The following is a 21,548-nucleotide window of genomic DNA, read 5'->3' as shown; positions in this document are numbered from 1 at the left end:
GATGGAAATCAAAAGCATTAATTATGAACGGGTTCTCAACCTGGGTAACTACGAAAACAAAAAATTAGCACTGTTCGCCGAACTGAGCGAGGGTGATGACGTAGATGAGTCAATCTCGCGTGTTATGGAAACGGTCGAGCGCAAAATCCGCGAACAAGCACATGAGCAGGCAGAGGCAGAACTGAGGCAACTCAAACAGGAGTTCCGCCAACTCAAACAGGAATACGAAAGCTACAAATCACAAACCATCCAATCTGTAATACAACCGCCTGTAACCGAAGCTCAGGATTTGGGGCCTGCCAATAATCCCTTTTAACTAGGTGAAATTTGAATGCGATCGCACCTCCCCTCGCTTATGGGCAATACTGCGATCGCAAAATTTGTACCATTGTCAGATTACCAAAATGTACACCATAGTCAATACCCCATCAGTGTTTAGCTGTAAATTGCCTGCTGCTGGTTGGATTAACCTTGCCCAAATTCGCCAAATTCAGTTTGAGGATATGCCTACCCGTGTTGCAGCAGTGACATGGCAGAACGGTGATCATCAAACATTTCACGGTGAGGATGCAGTCGCTCTCATTCAAAGCTGGGAAGATGCCACAGGACTATTAGAACAACGTTGTAATTACCGCGCTAAAAACCGGAGGACACAATGAAAATTAAAACACTTCATGCACACTTTCTAATTTCAATTGGAAGTTATAGCAATGAAAGAATAGGTTTTTCTGTTGAGCTAGACAATGAAGAATCTATCGAAGAAATTGTTAGTAATTTGAGAGAAAGAGCTAAAAAGATTGTTGGTAGAAAAGCTGATGAAATTTACGATGAGAGAAACAAAATTTATCGAGAATGCGCTCAGTTAGAGAGCAAATTAAATACCTTGCGCCAAGAATGGGATGCTACCGCCGAGTTTTTAAAAGCGCAAAGTTTAAATCCTCAAGCACCTTCTATGCCTCAATTCAGAAATTTACTTACTGCTGTCACAGTCGAATCTGAAGTTGTGACGGAACAAGATTACGAAGATAGCGATATTTATGACGATGATGACGATGATGATATGTAATTATTCCGCCTGATGATGGCTGTCTGACTAACAGCCGAAACTCCCCAATATTGGGGAGTCGCGGACGAGTCGCGCAAACTCATCCGCCTCTACTTTTTAAGTAGAGGGAAATAACAGCAGCAGCACGGATTTTTAGATTGAAATGACCTTAAAGGTTTCAAAACTTCATGAATCCACTGCTGCTAATTATTTCCGACTGTGTTGAGTTTAAAAGTGAATTGTTAACACTAATTTGGGTGATTCGTGACTCATTTTAGCACAGTTTTTGCTGCAAATAAATACCCGTACAACAGAACCTTGACAAATGAAAATAGTTGGTTTAGACGTGTGTAAAAACAGCGTAGTTGCTTGGGAATTAACATCAATTTCCAAAAACTTTAGAAGCTACTTTCGAGATAATAAACGTCCGAAAGATGATGACCCTTTAACATTTAAAGCTAACGCTGATGGGGTCAATAAATTATTAGCTCTAAAGCCCGATGCTGTTGTCATGGAACCTACTGGAGTTCATTACTCTTGGATTTGGTCACACATTTGTGAAGCTGAAGGGATTAAGGTTTTGTGGGTCGGTCACGCGGAAGCAACACACTACCGTAAACAAAATAAACTCCCAGATAAAAATGACCAAGCTGATGCTCTAGCACTTGCCGCCTACGCATTACTTCACTGGGATGATGATGATTTTTTCCTGCAATTTGAAGCGGGTAAAGTGGCACAAATGCGCCATTTGTGGTTGCAGCTGCAATCTTTAAATAAGATTCAATCACCAGTCATCAACCGTGCTAGGCAACAGTTAGCCAGGGAATTTCCTGAAGCTGCACTTAGTAAAAGTCAACCTGCTTCAGATGGTGCGCTTCCCCTTTGGGCTTGGCTTGCTCTTCGTGAGCGTACCCTCAAGCGAGGAAGTAGTTACTATGACAAACTGTATGAGAAATCCATTGCTAAAAAATATGGCGTGGGAATTACTACTTTTACCAGAAAATTAGCTGGTATGGTGTGTGACCTACGAGACTGGGAAGTAGAAATTCAACACGAGATTTTAGAAATTCTCAACAGTAGTGAATTTATCCCCTACCGTCAAGTTATGACGATGTTTGGTATTGGTGTTAGACCACAAGCTTTACTCATCAGCCAAATTTACCCAGTTACAAAGTTTGATTCTCTTGGCAGGTTCAAGCGTCGGCTGGGTATGGCCAAAGATGAAAATAGTTCGGGTGATAAGGAAACCATGAACACGGGAGCCGGTTCTAAATTGTGTCGTTCTCAGCTTTACCTCTGGGTACTCGACATTATCGCCCCTGAACAAGCTAGACCAAAAAATGAGTTTGGCCAGAAATTGGGGGAATTTTACGATCAGCGTAAAGCTCAATTCCAGGATAATCCTGAACTGTGGAAAACAAAAGCTGTGGCTCGACTTCAGCAACAGGCACTCAAAGAATTTCAGCGATCGCTGAAGTTAAACCTACTTCCTATGGTCTCAAAGGAGTTGCAGCCACAGATGGAAGCTACACTTAACCTCACACTTCAAACTATGCAGATGAGTCTAACTACATCAATGGCAGTTGGTGACATTGCCCCCAGTGTGAAACAGCGTGAGGTTAAAAAAGGTTTTGGTAATTTAGTCATCTCACAAACTGCTGCCTACGGTCTCCGGCTGATGTTCAAGGAGTTGAAGAAAGCAGTACAGACTGTATCATAAACCTACTACTCCCCGTTAGGGGAGTTTAAAATTTATCAGTTCTCAATCTAAAGTGAAGTTCTAGCATCCAGAACCAGGATAAAGCTAAACCAGAAGAGGCGATCGCAGTCATACTTACAAAAGCCAGATAATCTCATTAGAGATTTAACCGTCTACCAATCAAATTAAAAGGGAGCATCCACTTTTGGAAGGCTATTTGCCGAAAGTGGATGCACCTAATTAAAACTGCCCTGGAGGATCACCAGAGCAGCAATGAGAGAAGGAAAGATAGATTTAAGGAAGACAATATGAGAGTTTAGTTTTTAGCTTACATATAGTAAATTTGCTATGTAATGAGATACATCTTCAGTTCTCTGCTTTCCGGGAAGACAGCCAAAAATTTTTGGCTCTGTTGTCAGTACCAGCTACTTGCTTGATTAAAACTGACACAGGGTATGTTGTCAATCTTTACGTCTCTACCAAGTTACTGCTTGCTTGAATGGGTTATGATGGCGGAAAAATCCAGCTATGACGCGCCGAAATCCACTGCTAATATTTATTTTGATAGCTCCATTTTTAGCGATCGCTCTCATCAACATACCTTTTATTCCCAGTTGGCAATCTGCCCAAGGGTTAATTTTTTTCGGAATTTGGTTACTCGCAGTAGGATTAGGCATTTTATTTTTAACCCAGTCTCAGCCTTTACCTATATTTAAAACCAAGATTTTTCTAACGCTTTACTTATTATTATCAATTGGAATATTCTTACTAATACTATATATTTGGGCAGTTTCGGACATTGTAGATTTTAAGTTCAAGCAAATCATTCAATACCCAGGCTACTCTAAAACCTTTTATCTTTATGAACAGACTTGTTTTCCCCCTGATACTGTAACAGAATGTGGTGATTATCATGGTAAGGTAAATACAAAAATTGGTTTTCTGCCAATTATGACCACCAAGTTTCAATGTCGCTGTTTATTTGGCGAACCAGAGCATATTGATAATAAAGTGGTTATTCCTTTAGAAGCAAATTTAGATAAAGCAAAATCATCTCTAGTGATCAATTTGAATACTGGAGAAATCATTCAAAAATAACTATCGCATCAACAACCATTCATAATTACTCTCTGAAAGTCAGTTTTTTAGATAGTTGCATTTATAGCGATCGCCATACACATTGATCAGTTAATATTGACAAATTTTTAATAATTAGGACTTACGCAAAAAACTATCAAACTCTCATTCCTCTGTGAACTCCCGAAGTTTGCTCAACGCGGGGAACCCGCGCACGCAACTTCTCTCTGCGTCTCTGTGGTTCAACTTTCCTTATTCTGTGCATAAGTCCTGATAATTACAGCACCAAATTATCCTATGATATAGAAGTCGTTTATCACTAATTCTGACTTCTCAAATCTCAAAAATCATTTTTAATTACAAGCTGCTACTGTTTTGTGAAAGTAACACTAACTCAACAACAAGGCTGATGCTCCTAAAGTTGGCAAAAACCTACTAATTCTCACGCTCATCAGTCTGCATTTGAGATTATCTCACCCTCAATGAATATTGTTTGATTCAGTAACTCACCTACAAATATTTCTGGAACTTGGTAATGAAGAAATTAATTAAAGGTCTGCGTGAATTTAAATCTAGCTATTTTTCGACGCACCAAGAATTGTTTGAGCAACTCTCACATGGTCAAAAACCCAGAGTACTGTTTATCACTTGTTCCGATTCACGTCTTGACCCAAATCTCATTACACAAGCTCAGGTTGGTGAATTATTCGTTATCCGCAATGCAGGTAATATTATTCCTCCTTACGGCGCAACTAATGGCGGTGAAGGTGCAACTATTGAATATGCAGTTCAAGCTTTAGGAATTCAGCAAATTATTATCTGTGGTCACTCTCATTGCGGTGCGATGAAAGGACTCCTGAAATTACAGAGTCTGCGAGAAGATTTACCACTGGTTTATGATTGGCTGAAATATGCAGAAGCGACTCGTAGGCTAGTTTTAGACCACTACGGTCATTACCAGTTTGAAGAATTGTTAGAAATAATGATTGCGGAAAACGTTCTCACGCAAATTGAGAATTTACGGACATATCCCGTCATTCACTCCAAACTGTACCAAGGTCAACTGAAAATTTATGCGTGGATTTATCACATTGAGTCAGGAGAAGTTTTAGCATACGACCCGCATAAACACGCCTATGTCTTACCTCAAACTCAACTTGCGGAGTCAGAAACAGAAGATACCACCCTCAATCCATTTCTCAATTGTGATGTCGGAATTCGTTCTCAAGCAGATGAAGTGACACAAACTCAGGACTTTACAATAGCAGGCTCTGAACGCTTCCCAATACCACATCTTTCTCCAGAGCAAAGAGAGCGAATTTATCGAGGTTCCAATCACTCAAATTAATATTTACTCATTCGCTCACAAGGTGCTATTTTCTACAAATCTCAGCATAAGCCTTGTGAGCTTGCTGACAATACCCCGCCATTTTTAAAAAATCACTTGAGTAATTAAATTACCATTTTCCCAATAAATATAGTTACACGTATCTCAATAAATTACTCATATCAGGAATTATATTTAACTTGTACTAAAAATTATATACTGCTAATTTGGGTGTTTACGACTATCTTATGAGTTCACTGAGAGTTTGAATTAAAATGCCCAACCTAAATAGATTTTATACCTGAAGTAGGGCTAATAAATTCATTAATTCTTGATATTTTAACTATCTGCTAATTGCAAAAACAGTCAAAGTTTTGTCAGTGCATACTTACTTGTTACTGTAAATAGTCCCGTCATAAATTTATTAAGTATTCTCTCCGCAACTCCCAATAAATTTTACTCAATCTTCAACGACAAACCACTGACATTAAAAGAGACTAAGGAGACAATTGAAGTCAGGTGCAACAAAATGCAGCACAACATCATTGTTATCCAAAAAGCCAGGGACTCTGACTGATTTCTTATGCGGATATTAATTTACTCCTACAACTACTATCCAGAACCAATTGGTATTGCCCCGTTGATGACGGAATTAGCAGAAGGACTGGCCAAGCGAGGGCATGAAGTGCGCGTCGTCACCGCTATGCCAAATTATCCTGAACGCCAAATTTACGAGGGTTATCGGGGCAAATTCTACCTAAATGAGTACAAAAATGGCGTTCAAATCCAACGCAGTTATGTTTGGATTCGGCCACAACCGAATCTGTTGGATCGGATAATGCTTGATGCTAGTTTTGTTGTTACAAGTTTTTTACCTGCTTTATTCGGATGGCGACCAGATGTGATTTTATCAACGTCACCATCTCTACCTGTATGCGTACCTGCTGCTTTACTCGGATGGTTACGCGCTTGCCCAGTGGTACTGAACCTTCAAGATATCCTCCCAGAAGCAGCAGTTCATGTTGGGCTACTGAAAAATAAATTGCTGATCAAAGTATTTGCTGCATTAGAAAAATTTGCTTACCATTCAGCCACAAAAATTAGCGTCATTGCTGATGGGTTTGTTGAAAATTTACTATCTAAGGGTGTAGAAGCAGATAAAATTGAGCAGATTCCTAACTGGGTGGATGTCAACTTTATTCGTCCTTTATCTAAAGAAGATAATCCCTTCCGTAATACACACAACCTCAACGGTAAGTTTGTTGTTCAATATTCTGGTAATATTGCGCTCACTCAAGGTTTAGAAACAGTAATTCAGGCGGCAGCAAAATTACGAGACATCACAGATATTGCTTTTGTAATTGTGGGTGAAGCTAAAGGTTTACAAAGATTACAACAGTATTGTTTAGAATGCGGTGCAGATAATGTGTTGTTACTGCCATTTCAACCGCGTGCAGAACTACCACAAATGTTGGCGGCGGCTGATGTTGGTTTAGTTGTGCAGAAGAAGAATGTGATTTCTTTCAATATGCCTTCCAAAATCCAAGTTTTGCTGGCCAGTGGTCGTGCTATAGTCGCCTCTGTTCCTGAAAATGGCACCGCAGCCAGAGCAATCAGACAAAGTGGTGGTGGGGTTATCGTTCCGCCAGAAGATGCCCAAGCTTTGGCCGCATCTATTTTAGAACTTTACAAACACCCTGAAAAGGTAAAAACCCTGGGCTATAACAGTCGCCAGTATGCTGTGGAGCAGTATGCTTTTGACCAAGCCTTAAATCACTATGAGGCTTTGTTTGAATCAGTAACTTCTGATAGTCAGGTAATTGAAGCCAAAGTAGTTTCCAAACAAGAGGTGTAACTCATACAGGCTGACTATGGTCAAAAGTCAATGATGACTTACCAAAAAAATTGGGTGCGTAATTGATGTTACTACGCCTTCAATCTGCACATTGCCTGCTTGACATTAGTCATTTTTCCCTTGTCCTGTTTAGAGACAAATGACCAATGACAAAGCGTAAAATCTGGATGCGGCCATCGACAATCAAAAATGTGGCAGAATCATAACCGATTCATCCTTAAGATAGAATATTGAATATCCTAAAGATTTTAATGGGGAAATAATTCGCTACAATTCTTGGTAAAAATTTACTGCTTGATTAGTGATCAGACTAGAGCTTGTAGCTATTTAGTCTGATTTTTAGTTACAACCCAAACAGCTAATTTTGAACTAACTGCATTAACAGGTGTTTTTTTGTTAGTATTCAAAAAAACAGTTGTTGTTCAATTGTTCTTGGTGAGTAATTATAAAATAAAAGGGATCAAGCACCTGAGGTTTAATGTCTGATTATATCCAAGGAAATCTCCCATTACAGTCTGTGTCGGAGAAAAACAGTCCACTCAAAAGCCTAGATGGAGGAATGAAAGATTTGAGTGGGCAATTAGCTATAACTGTTGCTGACGCAGCGTCAGATCGCAAAGCAGGAGATATTTTGGTACTGAGAGTGGCCGATGTATCTTACCTAGCAGATTATTTTGTGATGTTGACTGGTTACTCTAGGGTGCAAGTCAGGGCGATCGCACAAGCAATAGAAGATAAAGTTGAAACTGAATGGCAACGTCGCCCTTTACGCACAGAAGGTAAAGCGGAAGGCAGTTGGGTGTTACAAGATTACGGTGATGTAATTGTTCATATCATGATGCCCAAGGAACGAGAGTTTTATAATTTAGAAGCGTTCTGGGTCAATGCAGAACGTATCGCCGTTCCAAATGCCGATGAGGGTGGGGGTAAGCCAATATGATGAGGTCTTCGGTGTCCAATTGTCCGGTTCCTACAGACCAACAACCACTAAATGAGTACGAAGAATTAAAAACTTCCTGGCTGTTTCGTGATTGCACTTTAAATTGGCGCGAATATCTCACAAACATTGCTTGGATTTGGGGTTTGTCTTGGCTGGTTTCTGGGCCAGTGGCCGCAGCCAGCTTTCCACCACAAAAATATGCTGCCCATTTTGTCTTGTGTGCAGCCGCAGGGGCAAGTCTGGGAGTAATTTTTGTCTTATTACGTATGTACTTAGGGTGGCGTTATGTGCGTGATCGCCTCTACAGCACGGCTGTATTTTATGAAGAGTCAGGCTGGTATGATGGTCAAACCTGGATTAAACCTCAAGAAGTTTTGGCTCGCGATCGCTTAATTGTCACCTACGAAATTAAGCCAATTCTGCAACGGTTACAATTTACCTTTGCTGGCTTGGCGGGAATGTACCTAATTGGTACTATAGTTTGGCATTTGTTTTAAATAGTCCACAGTCAAGAGGAGCTAGTGCGTTGGGTGGCGATGCCCACTTGCTCACTGGCGTTCAAAAGTCCATAGTCATAAAGTCTATAATTAGCCTTTTGACCATTGATGATTGACCATTGACAAATATAAAAAGAGATAAATTTTAACCCATGACAATGGGAAAACGAACTCAAGCCACAGTACTGGAAGTCCGGTTACTCAGGGAAGGCATTATAGAATCACGCCATGTAGTCCAAGCTGCTGTATGTGATGATAGGGGACGGGTTTTATCCGTTGCGGGTAACGCAGAAACGGCAACATTTGTCCGTTCAGCACTCAAACCCTTTCAAGCACTAGCTGTCACCACAACCGGTACCCTAGAACGCTACGATCTGAGCGATCGCGATTTAGCAATTATTGCCAGTTCCCATAGAGGCACAATAGAGCAAGTCAGACAAGTATTTAACATCCTTTGGCGTGCTGATGTTGATCCAACTGCTCTTCAATGCCCAATTCCAGAAGGTAAACGCAGTCCCCTGGAATATAATTGCTCTGGTAAGCACGCCGGAATGTTAGCTGTTTGCCAGCAACGCCATTGGCCTGTAAATAACTATTTAGACCGCAAGCACCCCGTACAGCAGTTAATTTTGACGAAAATCGCTGAGTTACTGCGAATGCCTGCGGAGGAATTTATCAGCGCCCATGATGACTGCGGCGCACCAACTTATCTTATGCAACTAGGACAAATGGCATCTTTATATGCCCTACTAGCCGCAAGTAGTAATTTGGATATGGAGCGCATTGTTCGGGCAATGATTCATCACCCTACCTTGGTTGCTGGCGATGGCGAGTTTGATACAGAACTGATGCGTTTAGCACCAGGAGAAGTAGTCAGTAAAGCTGGTGCCGAAGGCGTACAGTGTATTGGCAGACTTGGTGAAGGGATGGGACTCGCAATTAAAGTGATGGATGGGGCAAAACGCGCCAAACATGCTGTCGCTATTCACTTATTGCAACAAATGGGTTGGATTAGCCCCAGCGCCGCAGAAACCCTCGCAGAAAGGTTTATGACCTTCGGCAAATACAGGCGATTAGAAGTTGTGGGAGAATTATCGCTGTTATAGTTGCCAAACTCTGGACTTTGCGTTATACTAGAAAAGTCAAGAGCGACGCGGGATAGAGCAGCCTGGTAGCTCGTCGGGCTCATAACCCGAAGGTCAGTGGTTCAAATCCACTTCCCGCCACCAAATTAAAAGTAAAATAAAACTCTGTGGTCTGAAAGCTACAGAGTTTTATTTTATTTCAGGTGTTTGTTGATGGACACAAAGCTCAAAGGTGATATAGCAGAGCAAGCAGATGTGATTCATGCTCTCAAGCGTGGTTGGGGAGTGTTAAGACCAGTTGGCGATCGCTTACCTGACGATTTAGTATTTGATGTAGGGGGAAACTCAAGTAAGTCGAAAGTGCAGAATTTAAGCCTCAAAGCTAGGTATAGAGATTTGACATTATTCTGAATACTGGATTCTGACTCCTAAATTCTGCTGTATTATGTCTTCTCTGTACATGGTAATCAGATTTCTCCAGCTTGTGGTGGCTGGCTAAAGCTACAGGTACAATCCCAGGCTGCACACTCCAGTAACACACCAAAACTATGGTCAAAAAAGTTACAAAAAATCTGACAATCCTGGCAAGCAATTTCATCATAGAAATCTCAGAGGGTGACAACCTACCTATAAAGTTTGCTGGATAAGGGAGAGGGCATAAAAACCACGCTGAAAATAGAGTCGTTTATGGGGTTTGAGGGCAATCAGACTGAGAACCCAATCTGCCCATAATTCCATCCCATAACGCCATCGTTGTCCGTAGAGTCCAAAGCTAAAGTGACTCTGGGGTGGGGTGAGGTCTTTGTGTGATTGGATACGACCAGCATAGATATCTATGCCTAATTTTTGCATCTGTTGCCCTTGCATGGTCGCCAAACAATAAGCCAGAGCAATCAACAAGACTAAGGCTAAAAAACGGGTGTCATTAACCTTGGTGTCTTCTAAGTTATAGCCACTTGTTTTATAATCCTTGAACATTTGTTCAATGCCCCAACGACAACGATAGACTGCCAATGCTTGCTGTAATGTTGGGAGGTTAGTTAAGATATACCAAGGTTCTTTTGCTCGGAGATTATTATATTTTCGTCTCCAATAGATAGCTAAATTAAATAGTCCGATTCCATCCCCTTTATTGCACCTCACTCCCTGATAAAATTTAGACATTCCTGGTTTGAATCCCAGATTTTTCAGGACTTGATACTCTTGATTCAATGCTGTTTGGAAATGCAGGTCTTTTTTCTGCCTCAGAGCGAATAATAAACCCCTGTCATCCAGCCATTGAGCCAGTTTAGGACTGTGAAATTCTCGGTCTCCTAATACTAAAACCGGATAATTTTTAAATAGAGTCAGCACCGTTTTTAGCAACCGTTTTTGAGCATGAAAATTACTGTTTCCTACCTGTTTTAATACTTCCCAATACAAAGGAAGCGCATGAGTTCCCCAGACTAAACTCACCATACATACATTTCTTCCCTTCCATTGAGTTCTGTCAATTGCAATTATCCAATATCCATATTTATGGTGTTTGAGTCTCTGGCGACGACGACGCTGCTCTCGATTTAAGTTTCGTCCCGTTTGTACTTGTCTTATCCAATATTTTATCAAGGGAAACCATAAAAGTTTGACATTGAGTTGAGGCAAGTTTAAAAAGCGTTGCAGGTTTCGCTTGCGACTGCCATATTGAATCGGTTGTGGAAACACACTCGCTAAAACGGAGAGTTTTACCTGTCGATGAACTTGTAGCAATAATAACAGAAGCTGTATGGTTATATACTGGCTTTCATTCAGATGGCCACGCAGGGTTTTTTGGTAAGATTCAGGAAACATATTTTTTCAGGGGAGTCACAACAGTACTCCCTATTTTTTGTCTTCACCATCCTCTCAAAGTTTTGTCCTGCATAGCTTATAGTTGCCTTGTCACCCTTTAAGCATAGAAATAGTAGAGTCAGAACAAAGCTACATCTCGTAAAAATGTTTTAGATCAAGCAGAACTGAGTAAAGAAGCACTCTTGCAACAAGAACTTATTATTTGTAACGACAGTACAATTAAACTTGTCGCTGAAGTGGTCAGCACAAATTGGCAAGATGATTATGCTAGAAAAGTAGAAGAATATGCTTTGCTGAACATTCCTGAATATTGAATTGTAGACTTTCGCGGATTAGATGGTTTGCAATTTATTGGTAATCCTAAACAACCCACTTTCACTATCTGTCATTTAGTTAATGGTGTGTATGAACAGCAGCAATATCGCTTAGGAGAGACTATCTCATCTTTTATATTTCCCAACTTACAGATGAAACTTGATGATATTATGCCTGTCTGAATGCAAAAATATAAGAGCTTGTTATTGTTTAAAATAGCTACTGATTCACAAAAAATTATGAAAAAATTTGCTGTAATTCTTCAAAATTATGCGCTAAAATCACACTTCGCAAAATCCCTTGTAATTTTTCCAAATCATTAATTTGAGAAATTTGAGGCATTAATTTCAATCCTTCATTACCAAATTTCGCCTCTAAACTTGTCCTTATACTCAATATTATTCCCTGGACTTCTCCTCGTGCTTCTCCTCGTGCTTCTCCTTCTTTTAATATTTCTTCATACCAAGGTGACTCTCGTAAAACTCCCATATCCCACCTCATGATGTCTTTAACTAAAGCACTTTCTAATACAAAGGTAGCAAAAAACGCTAGAACCGTCTCCAGTTGATTTAAGTCTTCATTTCGACGTAAGATTTGCAATGCTTCCCTAATTGTAGACTCATTTCCTCCTCCTTTAAGAATTGGTACAAATGGAAGCAATGATGGTAAACTTTGTTGAAAAGGAATATTCACATCAACTTCCCATAAATTAATCACGTGGTAATCTTGAGTTGCTGTTAGTCCGGCAACATTTGATTCAAATTTCGTGCTTATTTCTACATCACTTGTCTGTAAGATATTAATTAGCACTGGGTAAGTTGGTAATTGATATTTTTCTTCTGCCAGTGCTGCATAGGAACGTATTCGTCGAGGCATTTTAGAACTGTAGCGCAATTGCAGTTCATTTAATACGATAAATTCTCCATATTCGGGACTAGTAGCACGGATTAATACATCACTTTCTCTACTTATCCATTGAAATTCTCCCGATAAAATTTCCTTGGCTTTGATGTTAGGTATCTCTGTCACCCATCGTACCCAATTGTCTGGTGCGAGGCTAATTAGTTTTTTCGTGCTGGTATCTGCGGGTTTTGACATTTCTGAAGATGCACTTTTGTCTGGAGAGTTATTATAAATCTGATGTGGTAAAAATAGAAATTAACTTTCTCCGCACCCTCAACCGTTACTACTCACCAATTTCTCTCCCTTCAACATCCTGACAGCAGCTTCGAGTAAAGCTTCTTCGAGATAAGGCTTAGTGAAGTAACCACTTGCACCAAGTTGAATTGCCATTTGTCGGTGTTTGTCAGCACCGCGTGAGGTCAGCATAGCGATAGGTAAGTGATTCAAGCTGGACTCTTTTTGAATGCGTGATAGTAACTCCAGTCCGTCGCAACGGGGCATTTCAATATCACAAAATACAATATCGCAAGGTAGTCCAGATCGTAGTTTATCCCAAGCTTCTTGACCATCACGGGCTTGTTCAACGCGATAGCCTGCTTTATTAAAGGTCAAAGATAACAATTCTCGAACTGTAATTGAGTCATCAACAATGAGTACAGTCGGATCAATTTTCTCAGCCGGAGTTTCTGTAACGGTGGGCGGAACTTTTTGCTGCCAAGAAGTACCACCAGCATTTTTAGATATCCTTCCTTGGAAGATGTCGATAATTTCCAACACGTCAGCAATTGGCATAATTCGACCATCACCGAGAACCGTAGCACCTGCTACACCGATGGGTTTCGGTGCTGGCCCTTCAAATTGCTTAATTACAATTTCTTGTTCGCTGAGTACCAAGTCAATTTGTAAAGCAATTAACGTATTGCCCGATCGCACCACCACTACCGAAACTGTATCATCATCCCTTGTACCGCCGTAAACATTACCGCGACTCAACTGGCGATTAAAAGATAACAGTTCTTTTAACGGACGGAAGGGTAAGACTGTATCCCGCCAAGAAATAAATGCTTGGCCATCAGCATTATGTTGAATATTCTTAGCGGGGATATCTAAAGTATCTTCCACACCGTCCATCGGGAAGGCAATTCGCGCTTTATCGGATACGCAACACAGGGCTTTACAAATACTTAATGTCAGTGGTAGGCGAATTGTGAATGTTGTACCTTTACCAATGGCGGAATCTGTATTGACTGTCCCGCGAATTTCACTAATCTCGGAACGCACCACATCCATCCCTACGCCACGTCCCGAAATTTCATCGGCTTTATCTTTGATACTAAAGCCCGGTTGGAACAGCAAATCATAAACTTCCATCCGCGAGATGCTTTTGGCTTGTTCTTTAGTAATCATCCCGACTCTGACAGCCTTAGCTTTGACTTTTTCTGAGTCGATACCTGCACCGTCATCACCCACGGAAATTACAGTTTGGTTTCCTTGGTGGAAGGCGCGAATGGTAATTTCGCCCACTGGTGGTTTACCCGCAGCTTGACGTTCTTCGGGAGTTTCAATTCCATGCGCGATCGCATTATTTAACATGTGGGTGAGGGGATCGGTGAGATGATCTAAAATCATCTTGTCAATTAAAGTATCGCCACCTTCAATCACCAACTCTATTTGTTTACCGCATTTAATGGCGTTATCCCTGACACCACGCCGCAAACGGTCAACCGCCTGGGAAAATGGCACCATGCGGGCGCGGGTTAAACCTTCTTGCAATTGCGTTGTGACTTGGCGGAATTGTCTAGCAACTCGTTCCGTTTCTTCGGTTACAAAGTCGATGTCACTCGCTGACTCTCGCACTCGTACAATCAATTCAATCATTTCCTGAGACAATGTGTGGAACGGCGTAAACCGATCCATTTCTAATTCGCTGAAACCTCGGTCAGTATCATGTTCTGAAGATTGGATCTGGGTTTCTCGTTTGTTGCGGCTGGCTAGGAGAGAAGCTTCTAGGAGCGATCGCTCATACAATTCTTGCATTCTCGCGCCCACATCCGACAACTGCTGCACTTGAATTAGCAAGTTATCTAGTGACTGTCGCAACCGTTCATGATCCTGTTCTAAGGTGTTGCGATTCACAACCAATTCCCCAACTAAATTACTCATGTCATCCAGTTGTTTGACTGGCACTTTCATTGTTTCTTCAAATCTGGCATTCCGCCGCGTTGTTTGACGGGGCGCTTTACCAGTGTTGGATTTAGTTGGTGATGTGTGGGCTATGGTGTTATCTGCTTCCGCCAGGAGTTTTTCTAAATCACTAAATTCATCTTCTAATTTTGGCGGTGTCGGTGTTTCGTTGGCAGAATGATGACCAGTTGTGGCAGGAAATTCTTGAATAGTAGTGTGATGAATTTCTGGCGCAGGTGGTTGAGGGGTTTGCTTGTTACCCCCTAATAATGCTTCTAAAGCTGCAAAATCATCAGAGGCGATCGCTGCATCATGACTCGGTAATTCTTCACCTAATAATGCTTCTAAATCTGCAAATTCATCTTCTGTGGCTGATTCCTGATTTGTATTTTCTGGATTTGCAATACTTTCTGCTGCTAATGCTTCAACTATTGGTGTATCTGCTACAGTTTCAATAATTTCTAATAACAATTCTGGCGATTCTGTTGTTTCTCTTAATACATCAACAGCGACTGTTTCATTAATATTTTCATAAACTTCTAATTTTAATCCTGCATCGGCATTATTTGCAGGTGACATTTCATCGCCTGCAAATAAATCAAAATTATCGTTAACTGTTGGTTCTGTTGTTTCTGGTTGATTATTATCGGTTACGAATAAATCATCGAGTAAATTGTCAAAATTTGGCAGTTGGGAAAATTCAATAATTTCTGTTTCTGCTAGTAATCTGTCTAAGTCTGGGTCTAATTCACTAATATCTGTAGCTAATAAATCATCTAATAAATTCAATTCTGCATCTTGATTAACCACTGCTTCTTGGGCAGACACTTCAGCAGTTTCCCCAAGGCTCATATCGCCAAACAAATCAAAATTGGGACTATCGGAACTATCTAACTGAATATAAGTGCCATGAATTTTTACTTCTAAATCATCTAAAGTAATTGCTTCATTCTCTGCCGTTGTTTCTAGATCATCAAAAAGATTTAATTCTAATTCGCCAAAACTTTGGGCATCAACCACCTCTGATTCTGGTGTTTTTTCTGTAAATTCAGGTTTGACATCCAACGCCTCTGGTTCTTGGGCAAAGTTGCGAATTTCTGACGATGATCCAGAGCGATCGCTCGCAACAGACGGCTTGATATTTCCAAATAAATCATCCTCCTGGTCAACATCAAAATCTAAATCTGACTGGAGAAAAGTTAGCTCAAACTCATCTCGATAATCAGCGATATTTGCCGAACTCGTATCGGAAAAATCAGCAAAAATCTCCCCAGAAGCCGCCGCCGCAAATAAACTTTCTTCTAACGCTTTGGCAACATCTTCTTCTAAACCATCTTCAAATTCTGAGGTTGTATCTACTTCTGTGGTAGGATTCCAGAAATTATGCAAATCATCTTCTGTCTGAGATAAATTTGTTGTTGCAGACGGACTTTCAAATAAATCCCCAATGCCTGATTCTGCTGTGGGTATGAGGGTATTTTCTGCCCCTTCCGCAAATAAACTATCTAAAGATAAAGCATCTGGTTCGGAATTTGATAACTGAATTTCTAGATGATCAGTATTTATTTCTGCACTTTCGAGGAATAATTCATCTAAAATGTCTTGCTGGGTTGCCGATAATTCAGTATTTGGATGAGTTGTATTTGCTGGTTGAGTAACTTCGCTCGTAGTGGGGTGTTGCGGTTCATCTCCAGTCAATGCTAATAATTCATCTACATCTGGATTGCTAACATTGCTAGAATCTGTCTGAGTTTCTGGTGCTGTAGTTGATGCTGAAGGCTCTTTTTCTAAGAAATGATCGCCAAATAACAATCCCAGGTCTTCACTAGTGTCAATATTACTGGTTGATGAGTCCGTAGAGTTATGATCTAAAGACAGAAAATCAGCTAAATCACTATCATGATCTGCTGTTGGATCTTCAGTAATATCGATTTCTAAATCACTGATGGGATTAATCTCCAGAATTTCTTCTTGTTGCCAAGTTTCATCTAATTCTGGTGTCTCTCCTTCAAATAAATCCGCCAAAGTATTTAGTTCTGCTAATCCCACCTCTGGGCCGTGATGATCAATTCGCGCCACAGTCAAAGATTCATCTTCGCCCTCACTAAACAGCAAATTAGCCCCACTCTCATCAGGAGGATGAAGTGCAGCTTGATTTTGATTCAGCTGTTCATTTAAATCTGTCAAGCTGATAACACTATCTGTTGGTTGGACACTGGCAATCAGTGAAACTTCCTCATCAGTCGTGGTACTGATAATTGGAGTTTCGGTTTCGGCTGGCGCTGCATTGTCCAATAAATCAAAGTCTAAAGAGAAAGACTCCAGTTCAGGAAAACTCAGCAGTGCTTCTAACTGCTGAGTAATCTTAATTTCAGAATCTCTACCTTGGAGAACTAATTCCTGAGCTTGTTTAATCTCAGTAATCACAATTTTGGCTAAGGTCAGATAAGTATTTTCACTATTACAAATTGCATTAGCCGCCGCTTGACATAAACTAGACCAGTTAGGCAGATTCCATCTTTGTCCGAGTTTCTCTAACTGGCTACAGCACTGCTGAAGATTTTGCCGTGATTCTGATGTTGCTTGTTGCTTAAACAGTTGCAACATTTGCCGGAGAGATTGCAGCACCTGGTTTTGGAATTCGCTCCAAGTATTTTCCGGTGCGGGTAGTACTGGCGCGGAAACTTGGGTGTCTTCTATCGCTGTTGAAATATCCTCGCGCCGGAAAATCTCGGTCAGAGTACTGACAGTTTCGATATGGGCTGCTTGGATGATGGTATGACTGTCTTCGGCTGCATCACCTTTTTGTACCAACAAGTCTAAATGTTCATTTAGCCATTTAAATACAGGTTCAGCTTCCGACATTAAATGATTGGCCGCTTCTTCGGAGAGTCCGTAGGGGCCGCTTAAATGTTCTAATAAAGCCTTCAGAGTATCCGCTACACCCAAAAACAAAGACTCTAACTTTTCATCAACCCGCACCGGATGTTCTTTGAGAACTTTAAAACAATCTTCCAGACGGTGAGCCGTATGTTGGATACTGGTTAAACCCAGCATCGCCGCGCCGCCTTTAATAGAATGGGCTGCCCGAAAAACTTCATTGATCATTTCCGGGTCGTTCAAGGTACTTTGCAGATTTAGCAACCCCTGTTCAATGGTGTTCAGGTGGTCTCGTGCTTCTTCGATAAAGTAACCTAAAATCCGCTGTTGTTGTTCCGGCAGCATAGTCACAAGTTAAAAGGTAAAAGTTAAAAGGTAAAAGAAAAGGCAACGGCAAATTGAAAGGTAAAAGACAAAGCACAAAAGTAGATATTTCTTTTTACTTTTGCCTTTTTACTTTTGCCTTTTTACTTTGATTCCAAGGTGTCCACGCGGAAACGCTCAACGGAAGCGATTAAGTCACGGGACACACCCACTAGGTTTTGGAGTGCGCCCGAAACTCGTTGTGCTTCTTGGGAGGTTTCTTGGGCTGTGAGTTCTACTGATTGCATAACTTGAGCGACAGCACGGGAAGTTTCTGTTTGTTCTACGGTGTCGCTGGTAATTGAGCGCACAAGAATATCAATGCGATTTGCTACTTGAATAATATTTTCGAGCGATCGCTTGGCTTCTTCTGCCAGTTTTGTGCCTTTAATTACCTGTTGTGTACCTTCTTCCATCGCGGTCATGACTGAGCCGGTTTCACTTTGGATTTGCATCACAATCTGTTCAATTTCTTTCAAAGATTTTGCCGATTTATCTGCCAATTGGCGGACTTCATCAGCCACAATTGCAAATCCTCTTCCAGCCTCACCCGCTCTGGCTGCCTCAATACTGGCGTTGAGTGCCAGTAAGTTGGTACGGGAGGCAATTTGGGAAATTAACGCCACAATCTTAGAAATTTCTTGGGAAGATTCAGCTAAACGTTTCACTTTTCGGGTAGTTTCTGCTACAGTTTCCCGAATCTCTAAAATCCCCGCTACGGTGTTTTCTACCGCTTCTCCACCTTTGAGCGCGATGCTACTAGCATCACGGGCAACGGCTTCAGCTTCTCGCGCTGCTTCTGCCACCCGTTGAATTGAGTCGGTCATCACCTGCACAGAATTTAAGGTGACAGCTAACTCTTCGGCTTGGCGCAAAGCGTCACTGGATAAAGCACGGGCAAAGGTTTCAGAATTGGTCGCACCTTTGGTTACTTCCCGCGCGGCAACTTTTACCTGTTGGACGATATCGCGCAAGTTTTGAATTGTCAGGTTAAAGGCATCAGCCACGGCTCCGAGTACATCGGCTGTCACCTCCGCCTGTACTGTCAAGTCACCCCTGGCTGCCCCTTCTACATCGTCCAGCAACCGAATTACTTGCCGTTGGAGGTTTTCTTTGGCTTCTTCTTGTTCATCAGCTTTGCGTTGGGCTTCATTGGTAGTTGTGAAAATTACCCGCGCCATTTCATTAAAGCCAGTAGCCAATAAACCTAATTCATCTTCGGAATATACGGTGGCTTGGACATTAAGATTGCCTTGACGGACGGCATCAAACTGACTTTGTAAATCCTTTGTAGTGCGGCGAATTTGCTTCAGGGTGAGATTGCTCATAAAAGCAGCCGTAGCAAACCCCGAAATTCCAGCCGCCAAGGACATTGCCCAGCCAGTGTTACGAATGGATGCTCGTTGTTGGGGTGGGGAAAAAGAAGTCGCCCCAAAGCTGACCACGGCCACCACCATTGCTGAGAAAATTCCCACAGTCCCAGCTACTAAAAAAGGCTTCATATCTAAAGAAGCATTTTCTAGGGGGGCTAACCAGCCTTGCTCCACACTGGCTACTGGCTCTAATTTTGACACATCAGTTTGCGTAAATATCGGGACGGCTTCTTGCGACCCAGTAATGGTGAATAGTTCTTCATCGCGATCGCTAGTGCCTTGATTCGGGATAGTTTCATTCAATTTACTACGGGGACTGCTGTTGGTTTCCAATGGCCCAGACAGTACCACATCCCCAAAGCTCATATCCGAGTCTCCTAAGTCAAACCCTGGAATGTTACCAAGGTCGTCAAACTCATCAAAGTCATCTAAAAACTCGATATTACTTTTAGAATTTTCACTACTGAGCGTACTGTTAGTATCTCCAGTGGTTCTAAATTCATCTGAGCCAAAGGCCGATTCAAAGGCTTCAAAATCAAAATTATCATCACCATCAAACGAGTTGGTGTCTAAAGTTGTGCCAGCTTTTAAAGGAGGGTTTTGCAAAGAAAAATCGTCGTTAACAGATGAGTTGGTATTTGTAGAATTATCAGGAAATTCTATTTTTTCTAACCAATTACTTGGTTGGGCGGCGAAGACATTATCTTGATTGGTTTTTATGTCCACATTCGGGATATCTTCTGGCGATTTTGGTAAAGTTTCATCCAGAATACCCATCTTCGCGTCTAAACTTGCCATGCTTGGCTCAGAATAATTTTCTGTGGAGACAACATCCTCAGAAGTATCTAAAATATCACTTGTGAGTGAATTATCTGGCACAAACGGAGAATCAATACTGTTGCTATCAAAAGGTGAACTGGCTGAAGTGCCATTTATCCCACTATCAAAGGGGTTATTGGCAATGCTGGAGTCATCTAAACTGATGACAGATATGTCTTCTTGCCAAAAAGCTGGCAAGTCTAAGGCCATTTCTTCTTCTGCTCTGTGGTTGAGTTCAGCACTCTGGTCATCTAGACTGACAGCAAAAGGATCATCCATCAAAGCAGGTGGCTCTTCCACCGTTTTGTGCATAACAATGCTGTCTGTGGGAATATCAAACGGGTTTGATGATTGAGGTTCTGCCAAGCTATCGAAATTCAAACTTTGGCTGTCTAAATTAGCAAATGCGCCTAAGTCTTGTAAGTCTGATGTATCCATCTCTGAGGTATCAGAAATACCTGTAATCCCAGTCAGACTGATTGACTCAATTGACTCATCAATCTCACTCGGAATAGCTTGTTCTTCCAGTGGTTGTAAATATTGATTGATATTCTCTAGACCATTTTTGGCAAAACTAATGATTTCGGGATCATCAGTCAACTTTAATACTTTTTGATATTCGGTTTTAGCAACATCATACTGCTGCAAAACATAGTAGACGTGACCCCTTAATAAATGGCAGTTAGGGTCATCTGGTACATTTTGTACTACCTGATCAACTAAGGTAGCAGCGAATTCATAGTCTTGTTCCGCATAGGCTGTACAAGCCTGCTGATATGTTTCTAGATAATCATCTATTGTTGCTGCCATTTGCTCCCTCCCAATATCATCCTGCCCACCTTGCACTCCGCACAATTGCCGTTTGATCAAGTAATCTTAGACACTGATTGTTTTTAGCATCTAATGACCACTCGCCACGTAAAAAGGGAGCCATCGTATCTGGTAGATTTGTTGGTGGCATCAGATTTTGTACATCTAGCCAATCCATACCGCCGACTTCTTCGACTGCTAAACCGACTATTGTTTCCTGCTCCTCAATGGCAATTACTGGAATTTCTGCTCTATCGGTATTTAGCGCAGTTCCTTCGCCCAGAAATTGACCCAAATCTGCCACCCAAATTACTCGACCTCGTAAATTTAGAGTACCCAAAAGTAAAGGAGAAGCATTAGGAATTGGCGTAATTCTATCAGGGCTTAATTCTAAGACTTCTCGAATACCAGTAGCTGGTAGGGCAAACTCCTGATGCGAGGGAATATAAAAACGTAAATGTAACTCACCTTCAGGACTTTCTACTTGTAATTCTGGGCGGAAGTGGTCTTGACCAGTGCCACCTAAAAAGTCCGGTTTGCTCACCATAT

16 protein-coding genes, 1 tRNA gene and 1 pseudogene are annotated in these 21,548 nt (G+C 41.3%); 13 read left to right on the top strand and 5 right to left on the bottom strand.

Annotation, left to right across the window (positions count from 1 at the left end; translation table 11 throughout):
- The first annotated feature begins 1 nt into the window (after position 1).
- The 12 genes from H6G74_RS00840 (at position 2) to H6G74_RS00785 (ending at position 9,936) form a co-directional block, all read left to right on the top strand.
- Positions 2–316: a hypothetical protein gene (locus H6G74_RS00840; protein ID WP_190965862.1), complete on the top strand. Its 315-nt coding sequence runs from the start codon at positions 2–4 to the stop codon at positions 314–316.
- A 4-nt stretch (positions 317–320) separates the two neighbouring features.
- Complete coding sequence (locus H6G74_RS00835; protein ID WP_242051128.1) at positions 321–659, top strand: hypothetical protein; 339 nt, start codon at positions 321–323, stop codon at positions 657–659.
- On the top strand, positions 656–1,066 hold the full coding sequence (locus H6G74_RS00830; protein WP_190965861.1) for a hypothetical protein: 411 nt from the start codon (positions 656–658) through the stop codon (positions 1,064–1,066). Before H6G74_RS00835 ends, H6G74_RS00830 begins: the two co-directional genes overlap by 4 nt.
- A 304-nt stretch (positions 1,067–1,370) precedes the next feature.
- Positions 1,371–2,765 carry an IS110 family transposase gene (locus tag H6G74_RS00825; protein ID WP_190965860.1) on the top strand — a complete coding sequence of 465 codons (1,395 nt, stop codon included), beginning with the start codon at positions 1,371–1,373 and terminating at the stop codon, positions 2,763–2,765.
- A gap of 507 nt (positions 2,766–3,272) precedes the next feature.
- Complete coding sequence (locus tag H6G74_RS00820) at positions 3,273–3,842, top strand: hypothetical protein (RefSeq protein ID WP_190965859.1); 570 nt, start codon at positions 3,273–3,275, stop codon at positions 3,840–3,842.
- A gap of 514 nt (positions 3,843–4,356) precedes the next feature.
- A complete protein-coding gene (locus tag H6G74_RS00815) occupies positions 4,357–5,169 on the top strand; it encodes a carbonic anhydrase (protein ID WP_190965858.1) in 813 nt (270 codons plus the stop codon).
- A gap of 562 nt (positions 5,170–5,731) precedes the next feature.
- Positions 5,732–7,003 carry a glycosyltransferase family 4 protein gene (locus tag H6G74_RS00810; protein WP_190965857.1) on the top strand — a complete coding sequence of 424 codons (1,272 nt, stop codon included), beginning with the start codon at positions 5,732–5,734 and terminating at the stop codon, positions 7,001–7,003.
- A 478-nt stretch (positions 7,004–7,481) separates the two neighbouring features.
- Positions 7,482–7,943, top strand: coding sequence for a ribosome silencing factor (gene rsfS, locus H6G74_RS00805; RefSeq protein WP_190965856.1), 462 nt, complete (start codon positions 7,482–7,484; stop codon positions 7,941–7,943).
- Positions 7,940–8,440, top strand: a complete 501-nt coding sequence (locus H6G74_RS00800) for a CGLD27 family protein (RefSeq protein WP_190965855.1) — start codon at positions 7,940–7,942, stop codon at positions 8,438–8,440. Before rsfS ends, H6G74_RS00800 begins: the two co-directional genes overlap by 4 nt.
- A gap of 152 nt (positions 8,441–8,592) precedes the next feature.
- Entirely contained in the window at positions 8,593–9,546 is a 954-nt protein-coding gene (locus H6G74_RS00795) for an asparaginase (protein ID WP_190965854.1), read from the top strand.
- 46 nt (positions 9,547–9,592) lie between these two features.
- A tRNA-Met gene (locus H6G74_RS00790) sits at positions 9,593–9,669 on the top strand.
- A 69-nt stretch (positions 9,670–9,738) separates the two neighbouring features.
- Positions 9,739–9,936: a group I intron-associated PD-(D/E)XK endonuclease gene (locus tag H6G74_RS00785; RefSeq protein WP_242051127.1), complete on the top strand. Its 198-nt coding sequence runs from the start codon at positions 9,739–9,741 to the stop codon at positions 9,934–9,936.
- Between the two features lie 216 nt (positions 9,937–10,152).
- On the opposite strand, the gene H6G74_RS00780 is transcribed toward H6G74_RS00785, so the two are convergent.
- The gene (locus tag H6G74_RS00780) at positions 10,153–11,352 is read right to left on the bottom strand and encodes an IS4 family transposase (RefSeq protein ID WP_190965853.1); all 1,200 of its coding nucleotides are present in this window, start codon (positions 11,350–11,352) and stop codon (positions 10,153–10,155) included.
- Positions 11,353–11,498: 146 nt separating this feature from the next.
- Between H6G74_RS00780 and H6G74_RS00775 the strand changes: the two are divergent.
- Positions 11,499–11,849, top strand: a pseudogene (locus H6G74_RS00775) (Uma2 family endonuclease); the annotation flags it as partial.
- A gap of 55 nt (positions 11,850–11,904) precedes the next feature.
- Here the strand turns inward: H6G74_RS00775 and H6G74_RS00770 are convergent.
- The 4 genes from H6G74_RS00770 to H6G74_RS00755 form a co-directional block, all read right to left on the bottom strand.
- Positions 11,905–12,765, bottom strand: coding sequence for an Rpn family recombination-promoting nuclease/putative transposase (locus tag H6G74_RS00770; RefSeq protein WP_190965852.1), 861 nt, complete (start codon positions 12,763–12,765; stop codon positions 11,905–11,907).
- Between the two features lie 78 nt (positions 12,766–12,843).
- Positions 12,844–17,979 (bottom strand): hybrid sensor histidine kinase/response regulator, encoded by a 5,136-nt coding sequence (locus tag H6G74_RS00765; protein WP_190966092.1) that lies wholly within the window; start codon positions 17,977–17,979, stop codon positions 12,844–12,846.
- Between the two features lie 122 nt (positions 17,980–18,101).
- Entirely contained in the window at positions 18,102–20,999 is a 2,898-nt protein-coding gene (locus H6G74_RS00760; protein ID WP_190965851.1) for a methyl-accepting chemotaxis protein, read from the bottom strand.
- A 16-nt stretch (positions 21,000–21,015) separates the two neighbouring features.
- Positions 21,016–21,546, bottom strand: coding sequence for a chemotaxis protein CheW (locus tag H6G74_RS00755; protein ID WP_190965850.1), 531 nt, complete (start codon positions 21,544–21,546; stop codon positions 21,016–21,018).
- Positions 21,547–21,548 lie beyond the last annotated feature (2 nt).

It is taken from the genome of Nostoc spongiaeforme FACHB-130 (genome assembly GCF_014698475.1).
Classification (GTDB): domain Bacteria; phylum Cyanobacteriota; class Cyanobacteriia; order Cyanobacteriales; family Nostocaceae; genus Nostoc_B; species Nostoc_B spongiaeforme.
Note: the sequence above shows the minus strand (reverse complement) of the source record. Positions and strands in the feature narration are given on the sequence as shown.

Coding starts and splice junctions, on each gene's coding strand:
- H6G74_RS00840 (WP_190965862.1), top strand. CDS start 2: ATGGAAATCAAAAGCATTAATTATGAACGGGTTCTCAACCTGGGTAAC.
- H6G74_RS00830 (WP_190965861.1), top strand. CDS start 656: ATGAAAATTAAAACACTTCATGCACACTTTCTAATTTCAATTGGAAGT.
- H6G74_RS00825 (WP_190965860.1), top strand. CDS start 1,371: ATGAAAATAGTTGGTTTAGACGTGTGTAAAAACAGCGTAGTTGCTTGG.
- H6G74_RS00820 (WP_190965859.1), top strand. CDS start 3,273: ATGACGCGCCGAAATCCACTGCTAATATTTATTTTGATAGCTCCATTT.
- H6G74_RS00815 (WP_190965858.1), top strand. CDS start 4,357: ATGAAGAAATTAATTAAAGGTCTGCGTGAATTTAAATCTAGCTATTTT.
- H6G74_RS00810 (WP_190965857.1), top strand. CDS start 5,732: ATGCGGATATTAATTTACTCCTACAACTACTATCCAGAACCAATTGGT.
- rsfS (WP_190965856.1), top strand. CDS start 7,482: ATGTCTGATTATATCCAAGGAAATCTCCCATTACAGTCTGTGTCGGAG.
- H6G74_RS00800 (WP_190965855.1), top strand. CDS start 7,940: ATGATGAGGTCTTCGGTGTCCAATTGTCCGGTTCCTACAGACCAACAA.
- H6G74_RS00795 (WP_190965854.1), top strand. CDS start 8,593: ATGACAATGGGAAAACGAACTCAAGCCACAGTACTGGAAGTCCGGTTA.
- H6G74_RS00785 (WP_242051127.1), top strand. CDS start 9,739: ATGGACACAAAGCTCAAAGGTGATATAGCAGAGCAAGCAGATGTGATT.
- H6G74_RS00780 (WP_190965853.1), bottom strand. CDS start 11,352: ATGTTTCCTGAATCTTACCAAAAAACCCTGCGTGGCCATCTGAATGAA.
- H6G74_RS00770 (WP_190965852.1), bottom strand. CDS start 12,765: ATGTCAAAACCCGCAGATACCAGCACGAAAAAACTAATTAGCCTCGCA.
- H6G74_RS00765 (WP_190966092.1), bottom strand. CDS start 17,979: ATGCTGCCGGAACAACAACAGCGGATTTTAGGTTACTTTATCGAAGAA.
- H6G74_RS00760 (WP_190965851.1), bottom strand. CDS start 20,999: ATGGCAGCAACAATAGATGATTATCTAGAAACATATCAGCAGGCTTGT.
- H6G74_RS00755 (WP_190965850.1), bottom strand. CDS start 21,546: ATGGTGAGCAAACCGGACTTTTTAGGTGGCACTGGTCAAGACCACTTC.